This is a genomic window from bacterium (genome assembly GCA_035454885.1).
In the GTDB taxonomy this organism is placed as follows: domain Bacteria; phylum UBA10199; class UBA10199; order JACPAL01.
This window is the reverse complement of the sequence record DATIGE010000047.1, coordinates 13,356-31,854: the sequence shown is the minus strand read 5'-3', so window position 1 is coordinate 31,854 and position 18,499 is coordinate 13,356. Positions and strand designations below refer to the sequence as shown.

Annotated in this window: 10 protein-coding genes and 2 pseudogenes; 6 read left to right on the top strand and 6 right to left on the bottom strand. The window is 62.9% G+C overall.

Annotation, left to right across the window (positions count from 1 at the left end; genetic code table 11):
* The first annotated feature begins 19 nt into the window (after positions 1-19).
* Positions 20-1,357, top strand: a complete 1,338-nt coding sequence (locus VLJ37_08390) for a hypothetical protein (protein HSA59687.1) — start codon at positions 20-22, stop codon at positions 1,355-1,357.
* Here the strand turns inward: VLJ37_08390 and pcrA are convergent.
* Positions 1,341-3,497 (bottom strand): DNA helicase PcrA, encoded by a 2,157-nt coding sequence (gene pcrA / locus VLJ37_08385; GenBank protein HSA59686.1) that lies wholly within the window; start codon positions 3,495-3,497, stop codon positions 1,341-1,343. The two genes, VLJ37_08390 and pcrA, sit on opposite strands and share 17 nt — an antisense overlap.
* An 82-nt stretch (positions 3,498-3,579) precedes the next feature.
* Here pcrA and VLJ37_08380 point away from each other — a divergent pair.
* Both VLJ37_08380 and VLJ37_08375 read left to right on the top strand, forming a co-directional pair.
* Positions 3,580-4,527, top strand: a pseudogene (locus VLJ37_08380) (DEAD/DEAH box helicase family protein).
* 1,464 nt (positions 4,528-5,991) lie between these two features.
* Positions 5,992-6,213, top strand: a pseudogene (locus VLJ37_08375) (sigma factor-like helix-turn-helix DNA-binding protein).
* A gap of 184 nt (positions 6,214-6,397) precedes the next feature.
* On the opposite strand, the gene VLJ37_08370 reads toward VLJ37_08375, so the two are convergent.
* Genes VLJ37_08370 through glmU form a run of 3 tightly spaced genes read right to left on the bottom strand, consistent with a single transcriptional unit; the run spans position 6,398 to position 11,200 of the window.
* Complete coding sequence (locus VLJ37_08370; protein HSA59685.1) at positions 6,398-8,017, bottom strand: AsmA-like C-terminal region-containing protein; 1,620 nt, start codon at positions 8,015-8,017, stop codon at positions 6,398-6,400.
* 16 nt (positions 8,018-8,033) lie between these two features.
* Complete coding sequence (gene glmS, locus VLJ37_08365; protein HSA59684.1) at positions 8,034-9,869, bottom strand: glutamine--fructose-6-phosphate transaminase (isomerizing); 1,836 nt, start codon at positions 9,867-9,869, stop codon at positions 8,034-8,036.
* 2 nt (positions 9,870-9,871) lie between these two features.
* Positions 9,872-11,200 (bottom strand): bifunctional UDP-N-acetylglucosamine diphosphorylase/glucosamine-1-phosphate N-acetyltransferase GlmU, encoded by a 1,329-nt coding sequence (gene glmU / locus VLJ37_08360; protein HSA59683.1) that lies wholly within the window; start codon positions 11,198-11,200, stop codon positions 9,872-9,874.
* 72 nt (positions 11,201-11,272) lie between these two features.
* On the opposite strand from glmU, the gene VLJ37_08355 reads away from it, so the two are divergent.
* From VLJ37_08355 to VLJ37_08345, 3 genes are read left to right on the top strand one after another with little or no spacing between them, the layout of a single operon-like run.
* Positions 11,273-12,073 carry a DUF3142 domain-containing protein gene (locus VLJ37_08355; GenBank protein HSA59682.1) on the top strand — a complete coding sequence of 267 codons (801 nt, stop codon included), beginning with the start codon at positions 11,273-11,275 and terminating at the stop codon, positions 12,071-12,073.
* On the top strand, positions 12,074-14,011 hold the full coding sequence (locus VLJ37_08350) for a hypothetical protein (GenBank protein ID HSA59681.1): 1,938 nt from the start codon (positions 12,074-12,076) through the stop codon (positions 14,009-14,011).
* A 10-nt stretch (positions 14,012-14,021) separates the two neighbouring features.
* Positions 14,022-14,474, top strand: a complete 453-nt coding sequence (locus VLJ37_08345) for a single-stranded DNA-binding protein (GenBank protein HSA59680.1) — start codon at positions 14,022-14,024, stop codon at positions 14,472-14,474.
* 11 nt (positions 14,475-14,485) lie between these two features.
* Here VLJ37_08345 and VLJ37_08340 read toward each other — a convergent pair whose 3' ends face one another.
* Complete coding sequence (locus VLJ37_08340) at positions 14,486-17,311, bottom strand: hypothetical protein (GenBank protein HSA59679.1); 2,826 nt, start codon at positions 17,309-17,311, stop codon at positions 14,486-14,488.
* 41 nt (positions 17,312-17,352) lie between these two features.
* On the bottom strand, positions 17,353-18,498 hold the full coding sequence (locus VLJ37_08335; protein ID HSA59678.1) for a hypothetical protein: 1,146 nt from the start codon (positions 18,496-18,498) through the stop codon (positions 17,353-17,355).
* Position 18,499: the final 1 nt, after the last annotated feature.

Below are 18,499 nucleotides of genomic sequence, written 5' to 3'. Positions count from 1 at the left end.
TCACGTTCAGGAGGCCCCCATGTCGACCCCGGTCAATCCCCTCGGCCTGATCCCCTTACAAACCGGAGTCTTGCAGGTCTCCAGCCTCCCTCCCCTGCTCCTGGTCACGCTCATGCCCGACGATTCGGGTTCCATCACGCAATACGGCAACGCGCCGGCCATCCGCCGGGGCCACAATGAATATCTGAAAGGTTTCGCCCAATCCCCGGCCAATGTTCAGGTCAGGACCCGTTACCTGAACGGCACCGAACTGTTCGGCTTCAGCAAACCCAAGGACGCCGTCCGCATGGACGAGGGGAACTACAATCCCAATCAAGGAACCCCGCTCTTCGACCAGACGTTCGCCGTCCTGCAGGAGGTCTTGAGCGCCGCCGCCGTCTATGCCGATCGGCACAGGGACCACGACGTCTTCACGATGACCTTCGTCATGACCGACGGCGCCGATCAGGGATCGAGACACAAAGGCCCGGCGGATGTCCGGGCCGTGGTGGAGCGCATGTTCGCCTCCGGACGCCATGTGGTCGCCGGCATCGGCGTGCGGGACGGCTACACGGATTTCCCGAAAATCTTCCGGAGCATGGGTATCCCCGAACAGTGGATCATGGTCTTGGAGCGGGCCGAGGGGGACATCGTGAGGGGGATGACGCACGTCGCGCACACCACGCGGACCGTGGCGGACGCCGGAAGTTTTGTGCAGGCCTCCATGACCGGCTTCACGGGGCAGCCGGGAGGTCCGGCGGCACCCCGCGCTCCGCGTGCGCAGCCGGCGGCGCCCGCCACGGCTATGCCGGGTGGCACGTCGGTGGGAAATATGATGGGAGCCCAGCTCCGAAGAGATCCCGAGGAAATCGGAGGCGTCCCGCCCCAGAGTCTGCCCTGGGAACCGGCGCCGATGGCCCATCTGTGGGACGGCATGGATAAGGACTCCGGCGCCGTACAAGCCCTCCCGACGCCCTTACGGTGGAACGCGGCGGTGGGGTTCCACTCCCTCTCCCTGCCTTCCGAGGACCTGGTCTACGTGCTCGGACGCGACGGAGGACAGAATGAGCCTGCGGTCCGGGAGAGGATTCGAAAAGCGCTGGAAGTGATGCGCAAGAAAAACCTCAATCTGCGCCTCATGTACGTCCCGATCCGCGACCGGAGGACCGCCTCGCCGGTCTCGCGCATGCATGCGCTCATCGGCTCCAAGGGAGGGGGGCTCTACACGATCACGGCCCTCGACGGAGACGTGACGGTCATCACCGGCGACGATCCGGCCTCCGACATCTACAGGCAGGGCAAAAAGGGCGAGAAGGAATTCTTGGACCGCGGGAACCTCGTCAAACTCTCTTCGGGCGTCGTTATTCGAATTCTGTAAGGTTCGCGTATTTCACGACGAGGGTCTTCACGAGGCCGTTCTGGAAGTAGACGGTCACCTTCTCCGACTCCCCCTTCCCTTCCCGCTTCTTCACGACGCCGACGCCGAAGGAAGGGTGCTTGACGGTCAGACCCACCCGATAAGAGGAATTTTCCTGAGGCGACTGGTCGAAATCGTGGGTCGCGAAGTCGTCATGGAAAAAGTCCTCTGCCTTCCGGAAACGCACGCCGGTTTCCGTTTTCTGCAAAAGTTCCTCCGGCATCTCCTCCAGGAACCGCGACGGCAGGTTGAACTGCTCGCCCCCGTAGAGGCGGCGCCGCGCCGCGAGCGTCAGAAAGACGTTTTTCCGCGCCCGGGTCAGGCCGACGTAACAGAGCCGGCGCTCCTCCTCCATCTCCTCGGGGTCATCCAGCGAACGCGAATGCGGAAAGAGCCCCTCCTCCAAGCCGACCAGAAAGACGACGGGGAACTCGAGGCCCTTGGCCAGGTGGAGCGTCATCATCGGGACCATCCCCTGGGCGGGGTCGTAGTTGTCGGTGTCTCCGGCCAGCGCGATCTGGTCCAGAAAATCGGCGAGTTTCAACTCGGAATTGGCCTTCGTGAATTCCTCGCCGACGTTTAAGAGCTCGTCCAGGTTTTCCAGGCGCCCCTCGGCCTCGACGGTCCCCTCGGCCTCCAGCATTTCGCGGTAGCCGGTGTCGTCGATGACCTTTTCCATGACCTGCGCGACACCACCGCCGCGGTTAAGGGACGCCCGAAGGGCCTCCATTAAGGCATGAAATTCCAAAATCTTCTTCTTGGCGCCGGAGTTCAGAGCCGCCACCTCGGAAACCCGCCCCATCGCCTCGTAGAGCGGGATCTCGTACTCGGAGGCGAAGGCCTCCAAGGACTCCTCCGACTTGGTCCCGAGCCCGCGCGGCGGAACATTAAAGATGCGCTTCAGGTTCACCGAATCCTTCGGGTTCACGAGCACGCGCAAATAGGCCAAGACGTCTTTGATCTCCCTCCGCTCGTAGAACTTCATGCCGCCGAAGATGGTATAGGGGACGCGGTTCTTGCGGAGCTCGTCTTCAAAGCCCCGTGACTGGGCGTTGGTCCGGTAAAAAATCGCAAAATCGTTGTATTTGCGGCGCTCGGCCTTTTGCCGGCGGACGATCTCCTCGACGACGAAACGGGCCTCCTCCCGGTCGTCCGCGCCGACGAAGACGACCGCCTTCTCGCCGCCCTTCTCGCCGGTCCAGAGGTTCTTGCCCTTGCGTCCCCGATTCTTCGCGATGACCTGGTTGGCGATCGACAGGATCGTCTGCGTCGAACGGTAGTTCTGCTCCAGGCGGATCACGAGGCAGCCGGGGTAGTCCTCCTCGAAGTTCAGGATGTTGCCGATGTCCGCGCCCCTCCAGCGGTAGATCGACTGGTCGTCGTCGCCGACGACGCAGAGATTTCTGTGCTTGTCCGCCAGGAGCTTTGTGAGCACGTACTGGGCCCGGTTGGTGTCCTGGTACTCGTCGATCAGGATGTAGCGGAAGAGGTCCTGGTAGCGCTTCAGGACGTCCGGCGATTCCTGAAAGAGGCGCACCGTGCGGAAGATGAGGTCCCCGAAGTCCAAGGCGTTGTTCTCGTGGAGGCGCCTTTGATAGAGCTTGTAGACCTCCGCGACCTTTGTCTCGAAGAAATCCTCGACCCCGTTGGCGTATTGTTCGGCGGAGACCAGTTCATTCTTGGCGGCGGCGATCCGCGCGTAGACCGCCCGGGGCGGCAGGGCCCGGTCCTCGATCTTCAGGTCTTCCATGCACTTCTTGATGAGGGTCATCGTGTCGTCGTCGTCGTAGATGACGAACTGGTTCTCCCCCGGCGGGAGGCTCTTTCTCAAGATCCGCAGGCAAGTGGAATGGAAGGTCGAGACCCAGATGTCGTGCTTGCCCAGTCCCAACAGGGCGTGGACCCGGTGGCGCATCTCCTCCGCCGCCTTGTTGGTGAAGGTGACGGCCAGGATATTCCAGGGCGCGACCCCCTTCTCCTGGACCAGATAAGCGATCCGGTGGGTGATGACGCGGGTCTTGCCGGTCCCGGCGCCCGCCAAGATGAGAAGCGGGCCCTCGGTGTGCTCGACGGCCTTGAGTTGTTCGGGGTTTAATTCCAAAGACTATCCATTCTCAGAGAAATTATAGGCATGCCAGTCTCTCATCAACAAGTTCAACCTCGCATCGATAAGCCTCGCCGTCATGCCTCCTATCCTTGCCGGAAACCTCCCCTCCACGATGGCGTCGCCCGCCTTGGGCCATGCCTCCATGATCGGCGCCGGCGACGACCTGGCGCGGTTGACCCTCCGAATGATCGATCAAGGCCATGAACGTTTCTCCGACGCCTATGGTCTCCTTCAATCTCAGGCGGCCGCCTCCCCGCAGGTCGCGGGAGAGATCATCCGATCGGTGCTCACAGATCCCGCGCTCAAGCGCTTTCACCGGGAGGCCAGTTTGTGTTTCAAGCGGTTGCAACTCATCTCGGAGGCCGACCGTCGCCTCTCCGCCGCCCTTCCGCGCGCCAGCTCTAGGGTCCGGCCGGATACGCCCCATCAGAAACCCAGCCTGCAACCGGAAAGAGCCGACGCGGAATTTCAAGAAGAGGACGAGACCGAAGAGGTCAGCGCGACCGCTCAAGAAACTGCACTCGATATCGAGACCGACGCCGTGGGCCTCACTCTCCGGGATTATCAAGAAGCCTATTTCCATGCGGTCATCGGCTCGATCCAAACCGGGGCCGACCGGGGCCTGATCCGCGACCCGTGGCAGGTGGGCAAGACCTTCGTCATCGGCCCCTTGGCCCAAGCGGCCGTCCCATTCTTTCCCGGCAAGAAGACCCTCGTCGTCGTGCCCTACAAGATCATCAAGGACCAGATCCTCTCGGATCTCCGTTCCACCTTTCCGGGCAAGGTCGGCGTGATCGACGGCGATCGCAAGGATTTTTCCGGCGATCACGACTTGATCCTCGCCAGCGCCTATACGTTGGGAAAGCCGAGTCACCTCAAGAGACTGAACCCCATGGAATTCGGTTTCGTCGTCGTCGATGAAGCGACGTTCGCGCGCGCGAAGATGTGGAGGAATATCCTGAGGCACCTGGGCTTTCTGGACACACAGGGTTTTCTTCAAAGGACGACGGGGAAATACCTCCTGGGGCTCACCGCCGATCAGGTCTCCCTCCTTCCTATTTTCGGCGCCGACACGCCCATCGTCTCCCACGGCCTCCCCTGGTTCATCAACAAGGGCTATTTGCACCGCGTCCACGGCGTGCGCCTCCAATACGAAGATGTGATCCCGATGGAGCGAAAGGTCATCGACGGAGAGGAGCTTCTCGTCCCCGTCGCCTCGAAGGCCTACGACGATGCGATCGTCCGGGTCTACATCGACCGGTTCATCGGAAAGAAAGAACGCAAGAGGGTGATGGTGAACGTCGCCACGATCGAGCATGCCGAAAGGCTCGCGCGAGTTTTCAACAACCGGCTGGGGCGCGGCATCGCGGCCGCCGTTCATTCGGGCATGACGGACGACGAGGTCCGGCGCGTCGTTCAGGCCTATGAACGGGAGGACGGCCCAAGGGTCCTCGCCTCCATCGGAAAACTATCGCACGGCTATCGCGCCCGGGGGACGGCCGGCGTCATCAACACATTCGAGCGGGGGTCGCTCCGCCGCTACGGCCAGCAGATCGGACGGCCCTTGGGAAGATCGGAGGACGAGCCCCAGCGGACGATCCTGGTCGTTGACATGCAGGGAAAGGGCCGCCCCCTCTCCCACCCGGCAAGTCTCCCCCGCCTTTTCGGCATCCCCGATTACTCCGAGACGGGCAAGGTCCTCGATCCCCTCATAGACAAACCCGGGAACGGTCACGGAGGGAAGCCCTCACTCCAGGTTCAAGCGGTCCGAGGAGGAAGAGGAGCGTTCCTCCGCTTTGAGTATGTCCGGACGGGCGACAAGGTTATTCAGCCTATCCTCTTCCCCAAGCTCATTCGCCAGGCCCTGAAGCGCTACGACGGCGACCCGGGGTTGATGGCACGCGATTTGGGCATTAGCCTCGACACGCTCGACCGGTATCTCTATGGGGAAATGCCGAGAAGCATCGCCGAGGCCCGGGCCCTCGCGGCCAAGGTCGGACCGGCCTTGGAAGGGGCCTGGAAGCGGGACAGCTTTCGGATCATCAGCGAACTCTATCCGATCGACAACTCGGCAAACACGGCAACGAGAAAGCTCATTCAATGGGTGCGGATGGCAGTCTTGCTCTTGGGAAAGGGAAGCGTCGGGAGCGTCTTGTGCGATCGTTCCTGCCAACAGGATTTCATTCAACTCTTCAGGGGGGAGAGGACAGCCCTGAGACCCGCCGTACTCCGGGCCGTCCACGATCTGCTGACACGGTCGGGTGTCGCCACGCCGGAGGAGATGGGTTTTCTTTTGGGCGAGGAGGGGGCGAAGCTACAGGAAGACGCCTACGATTTCGAGACGGTGCCCGTTGAGGGCCCTGATCCCTTCGACGGTCCCCTCGCCGCGCGGGCGCTCCTGGGCGTCCAACTCCTCATGGACGACCCGCTGCCCACTCCGGAGGAGTTCGCCGGCCTGTTCGAGGGAGGACGGAATATTCGGATCTGCTTGAAGACCCTAACGCTCAGGGAGGAACATGTCCTCCGTCTCCGGTTCGGGCTCGAAGACTCGGTGTATGAATCCTACGACACGAAATACGGCGACGATCACATGTTGGACGAAGTGGGGGCTCTTTACTTGGGACTCAGCGTCGAGGGCGTAAGGCAGATGGAGGCAAGAGCCCTTCGCAGGCTTCGTCATCCCAGCCGTAGAAACCTGTTGGAGGAATTCTACTATGAGGACACCGACTTTTATGCCGCGCGCATTCTGGGGGCAAAGCTACAGGCGACAGAGCCGGCGTCGGAGGAACCGGAAATCAATGTGAAGAAAAAGGCGTCGGCAACAGAGGAGATTTAACTTATTCGAGGGATAGGGCAATTCTCAAGGCATTATTCGCGGTATCTTTTCAGATTCCTTAGAACTGTTTCAAAATATCCTTGAGCTGCTCCTTTGTCGGCAGGTCTTCCTTTTTCGGCAACTGGCCCTCCTTCACGGCCTTCTCCACGGTCTCCCGGGCCTTCTCCTGCACCCCCTGCGCAAGCGCCGTCTGGAGCTTGGACCGGATGGCGCCGGCATCCGGCAGGACCACCGGACGCGATACGCTGCCCGTCACCTTGATGGGAACGGCCAGCGGCCCCGACTTCGTGAGGGCGTCCAAGACGCGGGGGTTCTTGATGAACGTTCCGACCAGGGCCCGTTCGAGGGAAACGTTGCCCGAAAAATCCAAGGTCTTGTCGAGGCCGATCCCGCCGCCGAGGGACGTGACGGCGTTGGGAAATTGGAGATTGACGCGGGGAACCTGTATCGCGCCGTTCACGATCTGAAACGCGCCCGCCAGGTCGTGCATCTTGGAATCCAACCCCTTCAGGCCCTGCAAGGCGGAGTCATCCAAGGTGCCGGGAATCTTTTTGAGCAGCGCCCAAACCGGGGACGAGGCGATCGACTGAAACACGCCCAGGGCCGGGATGCGGACCTCGCGCACGTTCAGGTTGCCGTCCCCGCGCAACGATTTCACAAAGCGGTCCCGGTCGAAGCCCTGGCCCCGACCTTTCAGCGCCAGATCGCCCCGGCCCTGGACCAATTTGCCGACCGAAGAGAGCTGGTTCACCGCGGCGTTCTTGACGTCGATGTCGAAGTCGTAGCTTTCCGCGCCGGGCGCCATCGACAGGGCCGCGCCGCCGGTCAAGGTCCCGTCCAGCGTGTTCGCCTTGAGGTTCGAAATCTTGAGGAACGGGTCGCGATAGACGAAACTGGCCGAGGCGTTTTTCAGCTCCTGGTCGTCCAGGCTCACCTTCTTGGCGGTGAGGTCGCCCGAAATCGTCGGCTTCGAACGTGGCGACCCGTCCGTCACATACCGTGCCTTCAATCCGGCGTCCTCGACCGGCGGGAGACCCTTCAGCCCCGGGAGGATCTTCTTCAGGTAGCCCAAGTTCAGGTCGTCGGAGGCCAGGGTGAGATTCAGGGCGCCGTTATCGGAGCGCGAACCGCCGACGGCAAAGGATTGGGGCCCGACCTTGAGAGTCCCGTTCTTGATCTCCGTCTTCGAACCGTGTTTTGAAAGATCCGACTCGAAGGAAACCTTTTCATTCTTCATCGCCAGGCTTCCCGGGGCCGAGAGAGACAGGTTCCGCGAGGCCAGCTTCAGCCGCCCGGGCCGGCCGGACTCCGCGGGAACAAGGTCGGTCGAAATGTCCCCGTCGGCCCGGAGGTTGTCTCCGATGACCGCGTCCCGCAAGCCGATGATCAAGGCGGGCCGTTTTGCAAGGAGATCGAGCCACCCGATGCCGACGCTCAGGCGTCCGGCCTTGATCAAGGTTTCCGCGCCAGGCTCCGTGCTCGTCGCGGTCACGTTTTTCAGGCTCACGGACACGCGCGGCAAGAGCCACAACCCGGCGTCCTCGATCTTGAGCTTGACGGGGTAACGCGACTCGACGGCCGTGATCGCCCAACCCAGATAGAGCCTTTTCGGGACGAAGAAGGGAACGACGACCAAGAGGGCTACGATCGCTCCCACGATGACGGCGATTTTCTTCACATCGACTCCTTCGCGGTTATTCGACGGTGACGCTTTTCGCGAGATTCCTCGGCTGATCCACGTCGGTCCCTTTGTAATCGGCGATGTGATAGGCGAGCAGTTGCAATGGAATCGTATAGAGGATCGGCGTCACGTACCAGGGCGTCTCGGGGACGCCGATGAAGTCGCGGCACTTGGACTTGAATTCCCGGTCCCCCTCCGCGCCCACACCGATCACCAGCGCCCCGCGGGCCCGCACCTCCTCGACGTTCGAGAGGATCTTTTCATACGTCTTGTCCCGGGGCGCCAACACCACGACCGGCATCCGCGAGTCGATCAGGGCGATCGGCCCGTGCTTCATCTCGCCCGCCGCGTAACCTTCCGCATGGATGTAGGAGATCTCCTTGAGTTTCAAGGCCCCCTCCAGGGCCACGGGATAGTTCGGCCCCCGGCCGAAGAAGAGAAAGCCCCCGGCCTCCGCGTAGCACTCGGCCACGTCCGCCACCGCCTTCTGGGCCTTGAGCAGCCGCTCCATCTCCTCCGGAACCCGCGCCAGGGCGGTGATCGCCTCTGCCATCAGGGCCGGGGTCACGTGTCCCAGCGCCTCCCCCCAGCGAAGGGCCAAAAGGAGCAGGACCGTGAGCTGGGTGGTAAACGCCTTGGTGGAGGCGACGCCGATCTCGGGGCCCGCCCGCGTGTAGAGTGTGACGTCGGAGGCCCGCGGGATCGAGGACTCCACGACGTTGCAGATCGAGAGGACGGCCGCCCCCTTTTCCTTCGCCATCTGAAGCGCCGCCAGAGTGTCCGCGGTCTCTCCGGACTGGCTGATGGCGATGACCAGGGACTCCTTCCCGAGGATCGGGTTGCGATAGCGGAATTCCGAGGCCAGGTCGACGGTGACCGGGACGCGCGCGAACTCCTCGATCCAATACTTTCCCACCAAACCGGCGTGATACGACGTCCCGCAGGCGATCACCGTGACGGAACTCCATGCGGAGGCGCGTCTTCCTTCAAAGAGGCTCTCGGCCTCGTCCAGGGAAATCCTCCGGTGATCATCCGAGACCCGTCCGGTGAGGGTGTCCACGACCACGCGCGGCTGCTCGAAGATCTCCTTGAGCATGAAGTGTTTGTAGCCGCCTTTTTCCGCCATCTCCTGGCTCCAGGTGATGTGGCGGATCGGCCTCTCGACCCTGCGCCCCGCCGCGTCCCAAATCTCGGCGCGGCCCCGCGTGACGACGCCGCGGTCGAGGTCCTCCAAGAAGAGGACCTGGCGCGTGTGGGCCAGAAGCGCCGGGACGTCCGAGGCGACGAAACCTTCGCCCTCCCCCAATCCCACGACCAGCGGACTGCCCTTCTTGGCGACGTAGAGGCGATCCGGCTCCGCCTGATTCATGACCACCAGGGCGTAGGAGCCCTCGATCTCGGTCAGAACCTTCTGAAAGGCCTCGCGCATCGGCAACCCCTCGGAGAGACGCTGCGAAATGAGGTGGCAGACGATCTCCGTGTCCGTCTCGGACTTCATGGAGTGGCCCTTGGACTTGAGAAAATCCCGCAGCCGGGCGTGATTCTCGATGATGCCGTTATGGACGAGGACGATCGGCCCGGCGCGATGAGGGTGCGCGTTGTTCTCGGTGGGCCTCCCGTGGGTGGCCCAGCGCGTGTGACCGACGCCGATCGAGCCGGAGGCTGGCGTCTCCTTGAGCCTCGCCTCGAGATTCCTGAGCTTCCCTTCGGCGCGGATGACGGCGTATTCATTCGCGTGAAGAACGGCGACGCCCGCGGAGTCATAGCCGCGGTATTCGAGTTTTTTCAGGCCTTCGACGAGGATTTGCGTGGCATTCTGAGCGCCGACGTAACCGACGATCCCGCACATAATTACTTCTTCTTTCTCTTGTTCGAATCGTATCCCGGAATGTTCTGTTGTTTCAGGCGCGAAACCGCCAGGGCCCCGTCCGGCACGTCCTGAGTCACCGTCGTGCCGGCCCCGACCCAAGCCCTCCTGCCGACTTTCACAGGGGCCACGAGTTGGGTGTCGCTCCCGATGAAGGCCTCCTCGCCGATCACGGTCGGGTACTTGTGAAAGCCGTCGTAGTTGCAGGTGATCGTTCCGGCCCCCACGTTCGCTCGCGCTCCGACGGAGGTGTCGCCCAGATACGCCAAGTGGTTCGCCTTCGCCCCGCCTCCCAGCGAGGTTTTTTTGAGCTCGACGAAGTTGCCCACATGAGCGCCGGGACCGATCTTCGAACCGGGACGGACGTGCGCGAAGGGACCCACCCGGGCGCCGGCGCCGATCTCGCTCTCTTCGATGACGCTGTAGGGAAGGATTTCAGCGCCCCGCGCCACTTTCGACGAACCTTCGATCACGACCCCGGGGTGCAAAACGGAGTCCGGCTCCAGGCGCGCGCGGGCGTCGATCCGGATCGTCTCGGGCGCGATCATCGTCACGCCCGCCTCCATCCAGCGGAGCCGGATCCGATCCTGCAGAGCGGCATCCGCCCGGGCGAGCTCGGCGCGGGTGTTGACGCCGCGGACCTCGTCTTCATCCTCCGCCCCGACGGTCACGACCCTCTTCCCCTCCGCGATCAATTCCTCGACGAGGTCGGTGAGATAATATTCCCCTTTGACGATGCTCTTCCTCACCTTTTGGAGGGGGCCGCGGACGTCCTCGATACGGGCGAGATAAATGCCCGTGTTGACTTCGCGAATCTCCCGCTCCCAATCCTCCGCCTCTTTCTCCTCGACGATGCGCGTGATCTCCCCGTTGCCTTCGCGGACGATGCGGCCGTAGCCCTTTGGATTTTCCAGACGCGCGGTGAGGATCGCCAGCGAGGCGTCCTCTTCCGAGAAGGCCGTCCTCATCCGTTGCAAGGTTTCAGGCCTCAGGAGGGGGATGTCTCCATAGAGGATGAAAAGGGGGCCCCGGCCCTTCAGGGCCTCCAATCCGCACAAGACGGCGTGGGCGGTCCCGATCTGCCTGGGCTGGACGGCCCAGGTCACCTTCTCGCCGGCGAAGGCCTTGCGGACGCGGTCGCCCGCGTGTCCCGTCAGGACCACGATCTTGGAGGGCTTCAAGGCCTTCGCCGTCTCCAGACCATAGGCCAGGAGGGGCCGCCCCCCGAGCGGATGGAGGACCTTGGGCAGGTCCGAGCGCATGCGCTCTCCCTTGCCGGCGGCCAAAATGAGGACTGCAATTTTTTCTGACATAAGCTAGGAAGCCGGTTCAGTATCGTCCCGCCTTGGGAAGGGTCAAGGCCTATTGAAACGAACTGTATTCATTTGAAATCGCTCATTTTCTTACTTCTAGCCTCCGGCCTCTTTTTAAGCCCTCGCATCGGGCGGCCGGCCCATCCCATCGGCCAATGGATCTGGTCCTCTCAAGACCGGCGGCTTTTCGAAACGGGCCGGAAATCGTTGCCGCAACTGCAGGCCGCCGTCTGGGCCGGGACGATCGATTGGAGAGACGGGCATTTCCAGGGCCGGCTCGCCCTCTCCCCCGCGCGGATCCCATCCCCGGTCATCGTCATCCGCCTTGACGACTCCGTCCATGAGGCGTGGAGGGAGCCGGCCCCGAGGACCTCCGAGGAACTGGACCGGCAGATCGGCTCGATCCTCGACCACGTCAAAGGCTCAGGTCTTCTCCCGGCCGTCGTCCAATTGGACTACGATTGCCCCTCCGGCCGCCTGGCGAACTGGTCCGAGGCCTTGCGGGCCCTCAAGAAGGGTTCACTTCATGGGACGGAGGTCTGGATCACGAGCTTGATCGACCACCTTCGCGATCCCCGCTTCGGCGCCCTCTTCCGGGACACCGTGGCCGGCCAGGTCCTGCAGGTCTTCGATACCGGCGACGCCTTCGCGGACGGCCGACCCGCCGCCGTTCTTCGGGATCTCGAGAGGCAGGGTCTTCCGTTTCAGATGGGCTTCGGCGCCTTCGAGCGGAAATCGCGCTCGGGGGAGGTCACACAACACCGCGAATGGCTGCGCAGCCTTCCTCTTTTTTCCAAAAGCGCACTCTATCGCGGGGCCTGGATCTTTCCGGCGGGCCTTCCCTGGATCGCCCAAGTCAAGGAAGTGCTCTGAATGAAGAAGACCATCGCCCTCACATTCCTGTTGCTGCTCCCCTTCGCGCTCGGCCAGACCCGGGCCCTCGCCTGCGGGGGTCCTGCAATGGACGAGATCGACATCCCCCTCCAGTCTCCGGATACGATCATGCAGTGGCTGACCGTCGTCCCCTGCGAGGGGGACAGCGCCTGCGGCTTCATCGAGGACCTGCCCACGGTCCCGGAGCTTCTCTTTCTGCAGCCTTTCCGCCTCAACCGCCCCCGTGAATTCGATGTCCTCTGGAAGCTTTCCTACGAGTTCAACGGGACGACCGACGCCAAGGGCGTCTACGTCGAATACCAACCGCCCGAGCCCTTGAGCGCGGAAGGCTTGAACGCCGCCCTGCGGGGCGGGGAGTACGACAAGGCCACGGCCGAGGCCCAGGGTCTCTTCGACCGGGTCATGAACCTGCCGGTCGCCCTGGCGGAGAACAATCAGGGCGTGTTCGCGCAGGCGCTGGCCGTCGTCGAGATGAAAACGATCTTCGGCCGGTCCTCCCTCGAGGACATGAACCGCTACTTCAGGGCGCGACTGGGGACGTTGCGTTTCATCGCCCTGAAGCAGGCGATGCGCACGCAGATCCCGGACGGATGGAAGGAGGAGATTCAAAAGAAAACGGCGCCCGAATCCTGGAAGGCCCTCGAGGCCCTTCACGACGAGTGGATCAAGGATTTTCCGGACCACCCTCTCGCCGATCTCGTCCGCCTCTCCAAGCTCCGGCTCTACTACCTTCAGGACGAGGGCAGGAAGGCGTGGAATATCGTCTTCGATGTCTACCGCCGCCGACCCATCCGCGCCCTGGCCGAGATGCGTTTCTTGCTCAAGCAATCCTTGATCCCCGAGTTTCAGGACGTTCCGCAGGATCCCGTGCTTTTGGCGGCCTTGGCTCCTTGGTTCGATGATAAGGACTCCAAGACCTGGACGACCCTTTGGCGGCTCTCGGAATCGAACGCGGGGGCCCCGTGGTCCGTCAATCTCCAGGAGCGCCTTCTCAAGCAGGCGGGCCAGTTCGCGCGGAAGGACAGGCCCCTCCCCGAGGGTTTTCCGGATGCCCCCGGGAACCCGACGCAGCTCTGGGGACAATTCCGTCTCTTGGCGCTCTACAAGACCGGCAACTACGATCAGGCCCTGGCGGAGGCCGAGTCCTTGAAACCCAACGCCTTCAGCCAGGCCGTCCAAGCCAAGCTTTATCTGATGCGGCGCGAGTGGGCCAAGATCATGGCCTTGGAAAAGCTTCCGATGGATTCGAAAAAATACCTGATTCGCGTCCTGTTGGACGACGCCTCATTGAAGTCGCTCGCCGACAACCCTCAAGAGGCCGTCCGGTCGGAGGCGCGGCTGGCGCTCGCGATCCGCCTGGCGTCCCGGGGCGACTGGAACGGCGGGGCCAAGCTCGTCGGCGCGGTCAATCCGGACCAGGCCGCGCTCTGGCGCGGCGCCGCGAAGCTGGCCTCCGATCAGAGCCCCGCGGGGCGTCTCGCCTGGGCGCGTTTCCTCGGGAAGAACGACGGCAGGCTTTTCTACAAGCCCGACACCGTCTGGTACCGCTCGCTCTTCGGCCGCTTCGGGTCCCTGGAGTACGCCCAGGGGCACCCGGACCTGGCTCAGGGGGGAGCGTCCTCGGTAACCGACACCTCCCTCCCTTGGACGGGCGATCAAGAGGCCCAGCTGCTGTTGGCGCACTTCACGTCCCTCGAGCCCTACCTGGCGCTCAAGGCCTACGCGGCCTGGCTGGAGAAGGCGGGCGGCAAGGCTCCTCAAGCCAAGGCGGTTCTCAAGGAAGCCGACAAAACCTACAACGCATTGGTGAACTGGGCGAACAACTATTCCGAGGGCTGGAAGGCCTTTTTGGACAAAAGCCCCGAGGCCCAGACGATTCGAACCGTGGGGCTTGAAATCGGCAGGAAAGGGAACTAGGACCTCCTCCATGGCATCCATCAACAAAGTCATCCTGATCGGCAACCTAGGCAGCGACCCCGAGGTCCGCTTCCTCCCCAGCGGGCAGCCTGTCGCCAACTTCAACATCGCCACCACCGAGCGCTGGTCCGGCAAGGACGGGAATCCGGGCGAGAAGACCGAGTGGCACCGCATCGTTGTCTTTGGAAAACAGGCGGAGAATTGCAAAGAGTACCTCAGGAAGGGCCGTCAGGTTTACATCGAAGGACGTCTCCAGACCCGCGAGTGGCAGAACAAGGAAGGACAGAAGCAGCGCACCACCGAGATCGTCGCCAATACCGTTCAGTTCCTGGGCGGACCCGGCGGTGGAGGCGGCGGACGCTCCGCGGGCGCCGGCGGCCATTCCGAACCCGAGGCACCCTCCAACGAAGCCCCCGCGGCCGGCCCCGGAATCCTGGGCGACGAGGACGATATTCCGTTCTGATCTTGCTTTCCCTATCCGGCGGGAGGAGGCGGGTTGGAATTTCCGTTTCCGAAAAACCACAACGGACTTTCGACGGTCCCCTGGACGAAGCCGTGGATCTTCAGGAACCGCTTTACCGTGTACTGGAACTCCAGGCCCGCCCGGTCCGGGGGCAGCACCAGGAAACGCCGCGTGTGGATGAGGCATTCCACCAGGGCCTGATAGATGAAGAGCCTCTGGAGCTTTGAAATCTTCTTGTTGGCCTGAAAGTCCTTGGCGATGCCGTCCAGCGTGTTGGCCACTCCGTCCAGGAAGGAACGCGGCTTGAAATCCGCCCCGTCCAGGCTCTTCACGGCGTCCTTCAGCGAGCCTGCGATCTGCTGGAGGGCGTCCATGACGTGTTTCTTTTCCACCGCCTCGCCGCCCGAGTGCAGCCGGACGTTCATCCGGTAGGTCAGCTCGATGAGCCCCCCGCTCACCGCGGGAAAGATCGATTGCTTGAGCTCGGCGAGCATCGCATTCACGCCCGGTTCGCCGCTGGCGGAATCGCCGCTTTTCAGCGGAAAGAGATCCTCGATATCCCCGCTCTTGGCATAATGCAGGACGGCCTTCAGCCGCCTCAAGAGGTGCCGCACCTCGTTCTCCATTTCCTCGGGCGGCAACATGAAGAAAAGATTGGCGACCGTTAACGTCTCGATCATGCCCTGGTTCAAAAGGGCGATCTCCTCCGGCCCCAAATCGGAATTTTCACGGACCCTTCCGATCAGGATTCTCATCCGGACGACGAGTTGTTTCAACAGTTCCTGCGTGTCGTGGATGCGGGGGTAGACGTGCTTGCTCGCGATCAACGCGCCGAGAGCCTTTTCAAAATGGCTGTTCAGGGCCTCCAGCAGGCTCAAATATTTCAAACGCTGCGCCGCGGGGGCTCCCGCGAAAATGCCGCCGAATTCCCGGGAAAGGTCGACGATCTGACTGTAGATCTCCGGATCAAAAAAGACGCTGTTTTGGAGGCGCTCGACGTGGAGGTGTGCCTCTTCATAGCTCTTGGGGAGCCTCTTGATCCTCTTTCTTCCGTGACGGTTGGGGAGCTGCTCGGCGATCTGGAGTCCCTCGGGCGAAAGCCCTTGCGGAATCGTGCTGAAGAAGAAGTGGGCTCCGTTCGGGGTGGCTCTCAAGCCCACCTTCCGGTCGATCTTTTCATGGCTGAGCGGCTTTCCGTCCTGATCCACCAAGAGGCCTTTGGCGCGGAGCCTCTCGACCGTCTGAACGAGCTTTTCGCGGCTCAAGTAGCGGCCCGCCATCACGGCGGCCCGGTCCACCGCCATGCAGAAGCCGTATTGGGGGTTTCTCACGGAGTAGTATTCGCCGATCTTGAGCTTCAAGAGGACCATCGCCTCCTGCCACTCGTGCTCGGGCGTCTCCGGGTTGAAGATCTTTTGGACGAGCTGATAGAGGGGTTCGAAAGACGTCGTGGTCCAGCTTCCGTAGAGGTCCTTCCGGACGCCGGGCAGAATGACCCGTTTGTTCTCCGGGATGTCCTCAAGTTCCATCGCCGCGAGGATGTCGTACTCCGCCTGCTCCATCCGTTCCTCGTAAAACTTGGCGAACTCCCTGTAGAGGAGCGGGTCGCCCATCTGTCCGTCCATGACGGACGAAAGCATCCGCTCGAAGAGATCCTTGCCCAGTTTGATGGCCTGGAGGTTTTTGTCGATCGAGGCCTTTTCGTTGGCGCGGATGACGTCCCGGTCGGAGACGATGGTGACCTTCAAAGGAGGGCGCAAATTCAGGTTCTCGACGACGACGAGGGGGACGCCTCTGTACGTCTCCTGCCGCACGCCGCGGTCGCCGGCGTTGGTCCAGCGTTTTGCGATCTCCAAGGCGTTAAGGGTGTGCGGGTCCGAGAGGACGATCTCCAGAAGGTCCCCCTGCCCTCGTCTCCCGGCCCGGTTGAGCCTCTGTTCGCGGACGATCCGGGACGCCGAGGCGTAGCCCATGGCGTCGCTCACGGGAACTTCCAGTCCCGCCTCTTTCAGGACGTCGTCGAAGAGTTCCAGAGGCGTCCTTCCGCCGGGGAGCCCCTTCATGCCCGTCAGGAGGCGGACGCTTTTCGGCAATTCGCGGGCCTTTTCGGGCGTGAAGGCGCCTTTCAACTGGTCCGAGGCGTTGATGACGACCTGCCACTCCATGCGGCTCCGCAAGAGCGGGGCGTAGACCCTGGGAACGACGACCATCTGCAACTCCGGGGGATAGTCGAAGGCCAGGTCGCCGAGATGGTCGTTCTCGCAGCGATTGTATTGTTCCAAACGCTCGGGACTTTCGCGCGACAGCACCCCGAAGGACGGCGGCGGCGTCCAGTCCTCGCCGCGGGCCCGGCGCTGAAGGCGGCGGTCGTTCTGTCCCTCGCGGTCGAGATAATGGATCACGCCGTGGGACATCGCGCTGACGGGATCGTAGAAAACGCCTTGGTCCACGAACTCCGTCGCACCCTTTTCCAACGCCGCGAAGCGCTGCCAGGCGAATTGGGCCCTCTTATCCTCGGGACGGTCGATGATCGCTTCGGGCATTTCAATCGAAAGCCCCAAGGCCGAACGAAGCTCCTCGGCGTGCGGCGCGACGGCGTAAAAGAGTCGGCCGGGCCTTTGGTAAAGGGCGAGAGCCTGATCCAAGGTCGAAGGGTCCGACAAGGCGCGGCGAATGAGATCGTGCTCGAAACCCAAGCCCCGCGCCGAAAGGTCGGTCAACGCTAAGGTGTTTTGGAGGAGGGAGGGGACGCTGGCGCCCGGCAGGGCGGTCACGACGCGCTGCATGAGCTCGAGGCAGGCGGGCGGGACATAGGTAAAACTCGGGAAACCGCTCATGGCGAAGTGGGTATTCGCCTGAAAAATCAGAAAGTTGTCAATTATTCTGAGCCCTTGGGCTCATTCCCGGCCGAATCCAGGGGGATCAAAGGCTGCGTGGCGTCCAAGGCGACGTGCCCCTCCTCGTTGGTCGGGGCGATCATCCTCTCCACCCTCTGTCCCGGTCCGCCTTCGGGCAATTCCTCGGGCACGGACTCTTCGGAGGGAGGCCTCTGATGAAAGGTCTCGATCCCCGCCAGCCGCCGAAAGTAGGCGATCCATTCCTCGGGCGCTTCGTCGGTCCGGTCCTGGACGCCCTCCCCCGTCGGCCGTCCCAACCAGACCCTCCCGGCCTGAAGGAAGACGAACCGGGCGCCGAACTGGGCGGCCAGGGCCTGGCCGAACCCCGGCAGGAGGATGGCCTGGGGGTGGATGAAATGATGTTGGTGCACCAAGACTTTTTCCGGGAGGCGGGACATGAGGTCGGCCCCCAGCCTAGCCTCAAGGCCCTCCGGGGTCTCGGACCAGTATTGGTGTTGAAAGGTCGTCAGGGCCATCGCGACGGTCCGCTGCTCGCGCCCCAAACGCAGGGGATAGGGAAAAAGCGCGCGGATCCTGATGCGTCCGGGCGCATTGACCGTCTCGAAGGTTTCGTCCTCCGGGCGATAGACGAGGCCGTGGCGGTTGAGCTGGGTGGCCTGGGCGGAACGTTCGGGAATCCAGATGAGGTGCGGCGAGGCGCTGAAACCGGGCGGGCAACCGCCTGTCTCCACCAAGTCCCTGACCTTGAGGAGCCAGTCCAGGGCACGCTCGTCCCCCATCGCAAGCGCGCCGTCCTCGATCGGAACCATGCCTCGACCTGACTTGAGCGGGTGTCTGGCCTCGAACCACCAGGGGGCCCGGCGCTCCGGAAGAGCCTCCGGCAAGGCCGTTCCCGGGTCCACCCCGGCGAACCGAGCGAGGTTCTGGATGTGGGGCATCAAGGCGGCGGCGACATCGCGCCGCTCCAAGAACCCGACGACCCTTCGCCTCAGGGCCTCGCCCTGGGACCAATCCGCGGTTCTCAAGAAACCCGTCGCCGTCTCGAAACCCGCCCGGGTTTCCAGGGCCGAGGCGGCCCCCGCGAAGAAAAAGAGGGAGACCTGCTGGGAGGAGGCCAACGCCCCGAGCACGCCTTGATAGAGGCCCCAATGGGAAGACGGGATCACG

Bases quoted from the DNA above. Each gene is read 5' to 3' on its own strand.
- VLJ37_08390 (HSA59687.1), top strand. From the start codon at position 20: ATGTCGACCCCGGTCAATCCCCTCGGCCTGATCCCCTTACAAACCGGA.
- glmS (HSA59684.1), bottom strand. From the start codon at position 9,869: ATGTGCGGGATCGTCGGTTACGTCGGCGCTCAGAATGCCACGCAAATC.
- glmU (HSA59683.1), bottom strand. From the start codon at position 11,200: ATGTCAGAAAAAATTGCAGTCCTCATTTTGGCCGCCGGCAAGGGAGAG.
- VLJ37_08350 (HSA59681.1), top strand. From the start codon at position 12,074: ATGAAGAAGACCATCGCCCTCACATTCCTGTTGCTGCTCCCCTTCGCG.
- VLJ37_08345 (HSA59680.1), top strand. From the start codon at position 14,022: ATGGCATCCATCAACAAAGTCATCCTGATCGGCAACCTAGGCAGCGAC.
- VLJ37_08340 (HSA59679.1), bottom strand. From the start codon at position 17,311: ATGAGCGGTTTCCCGAGTTTTACCTATGTCCCGCCCGCCTGCCTCGAG.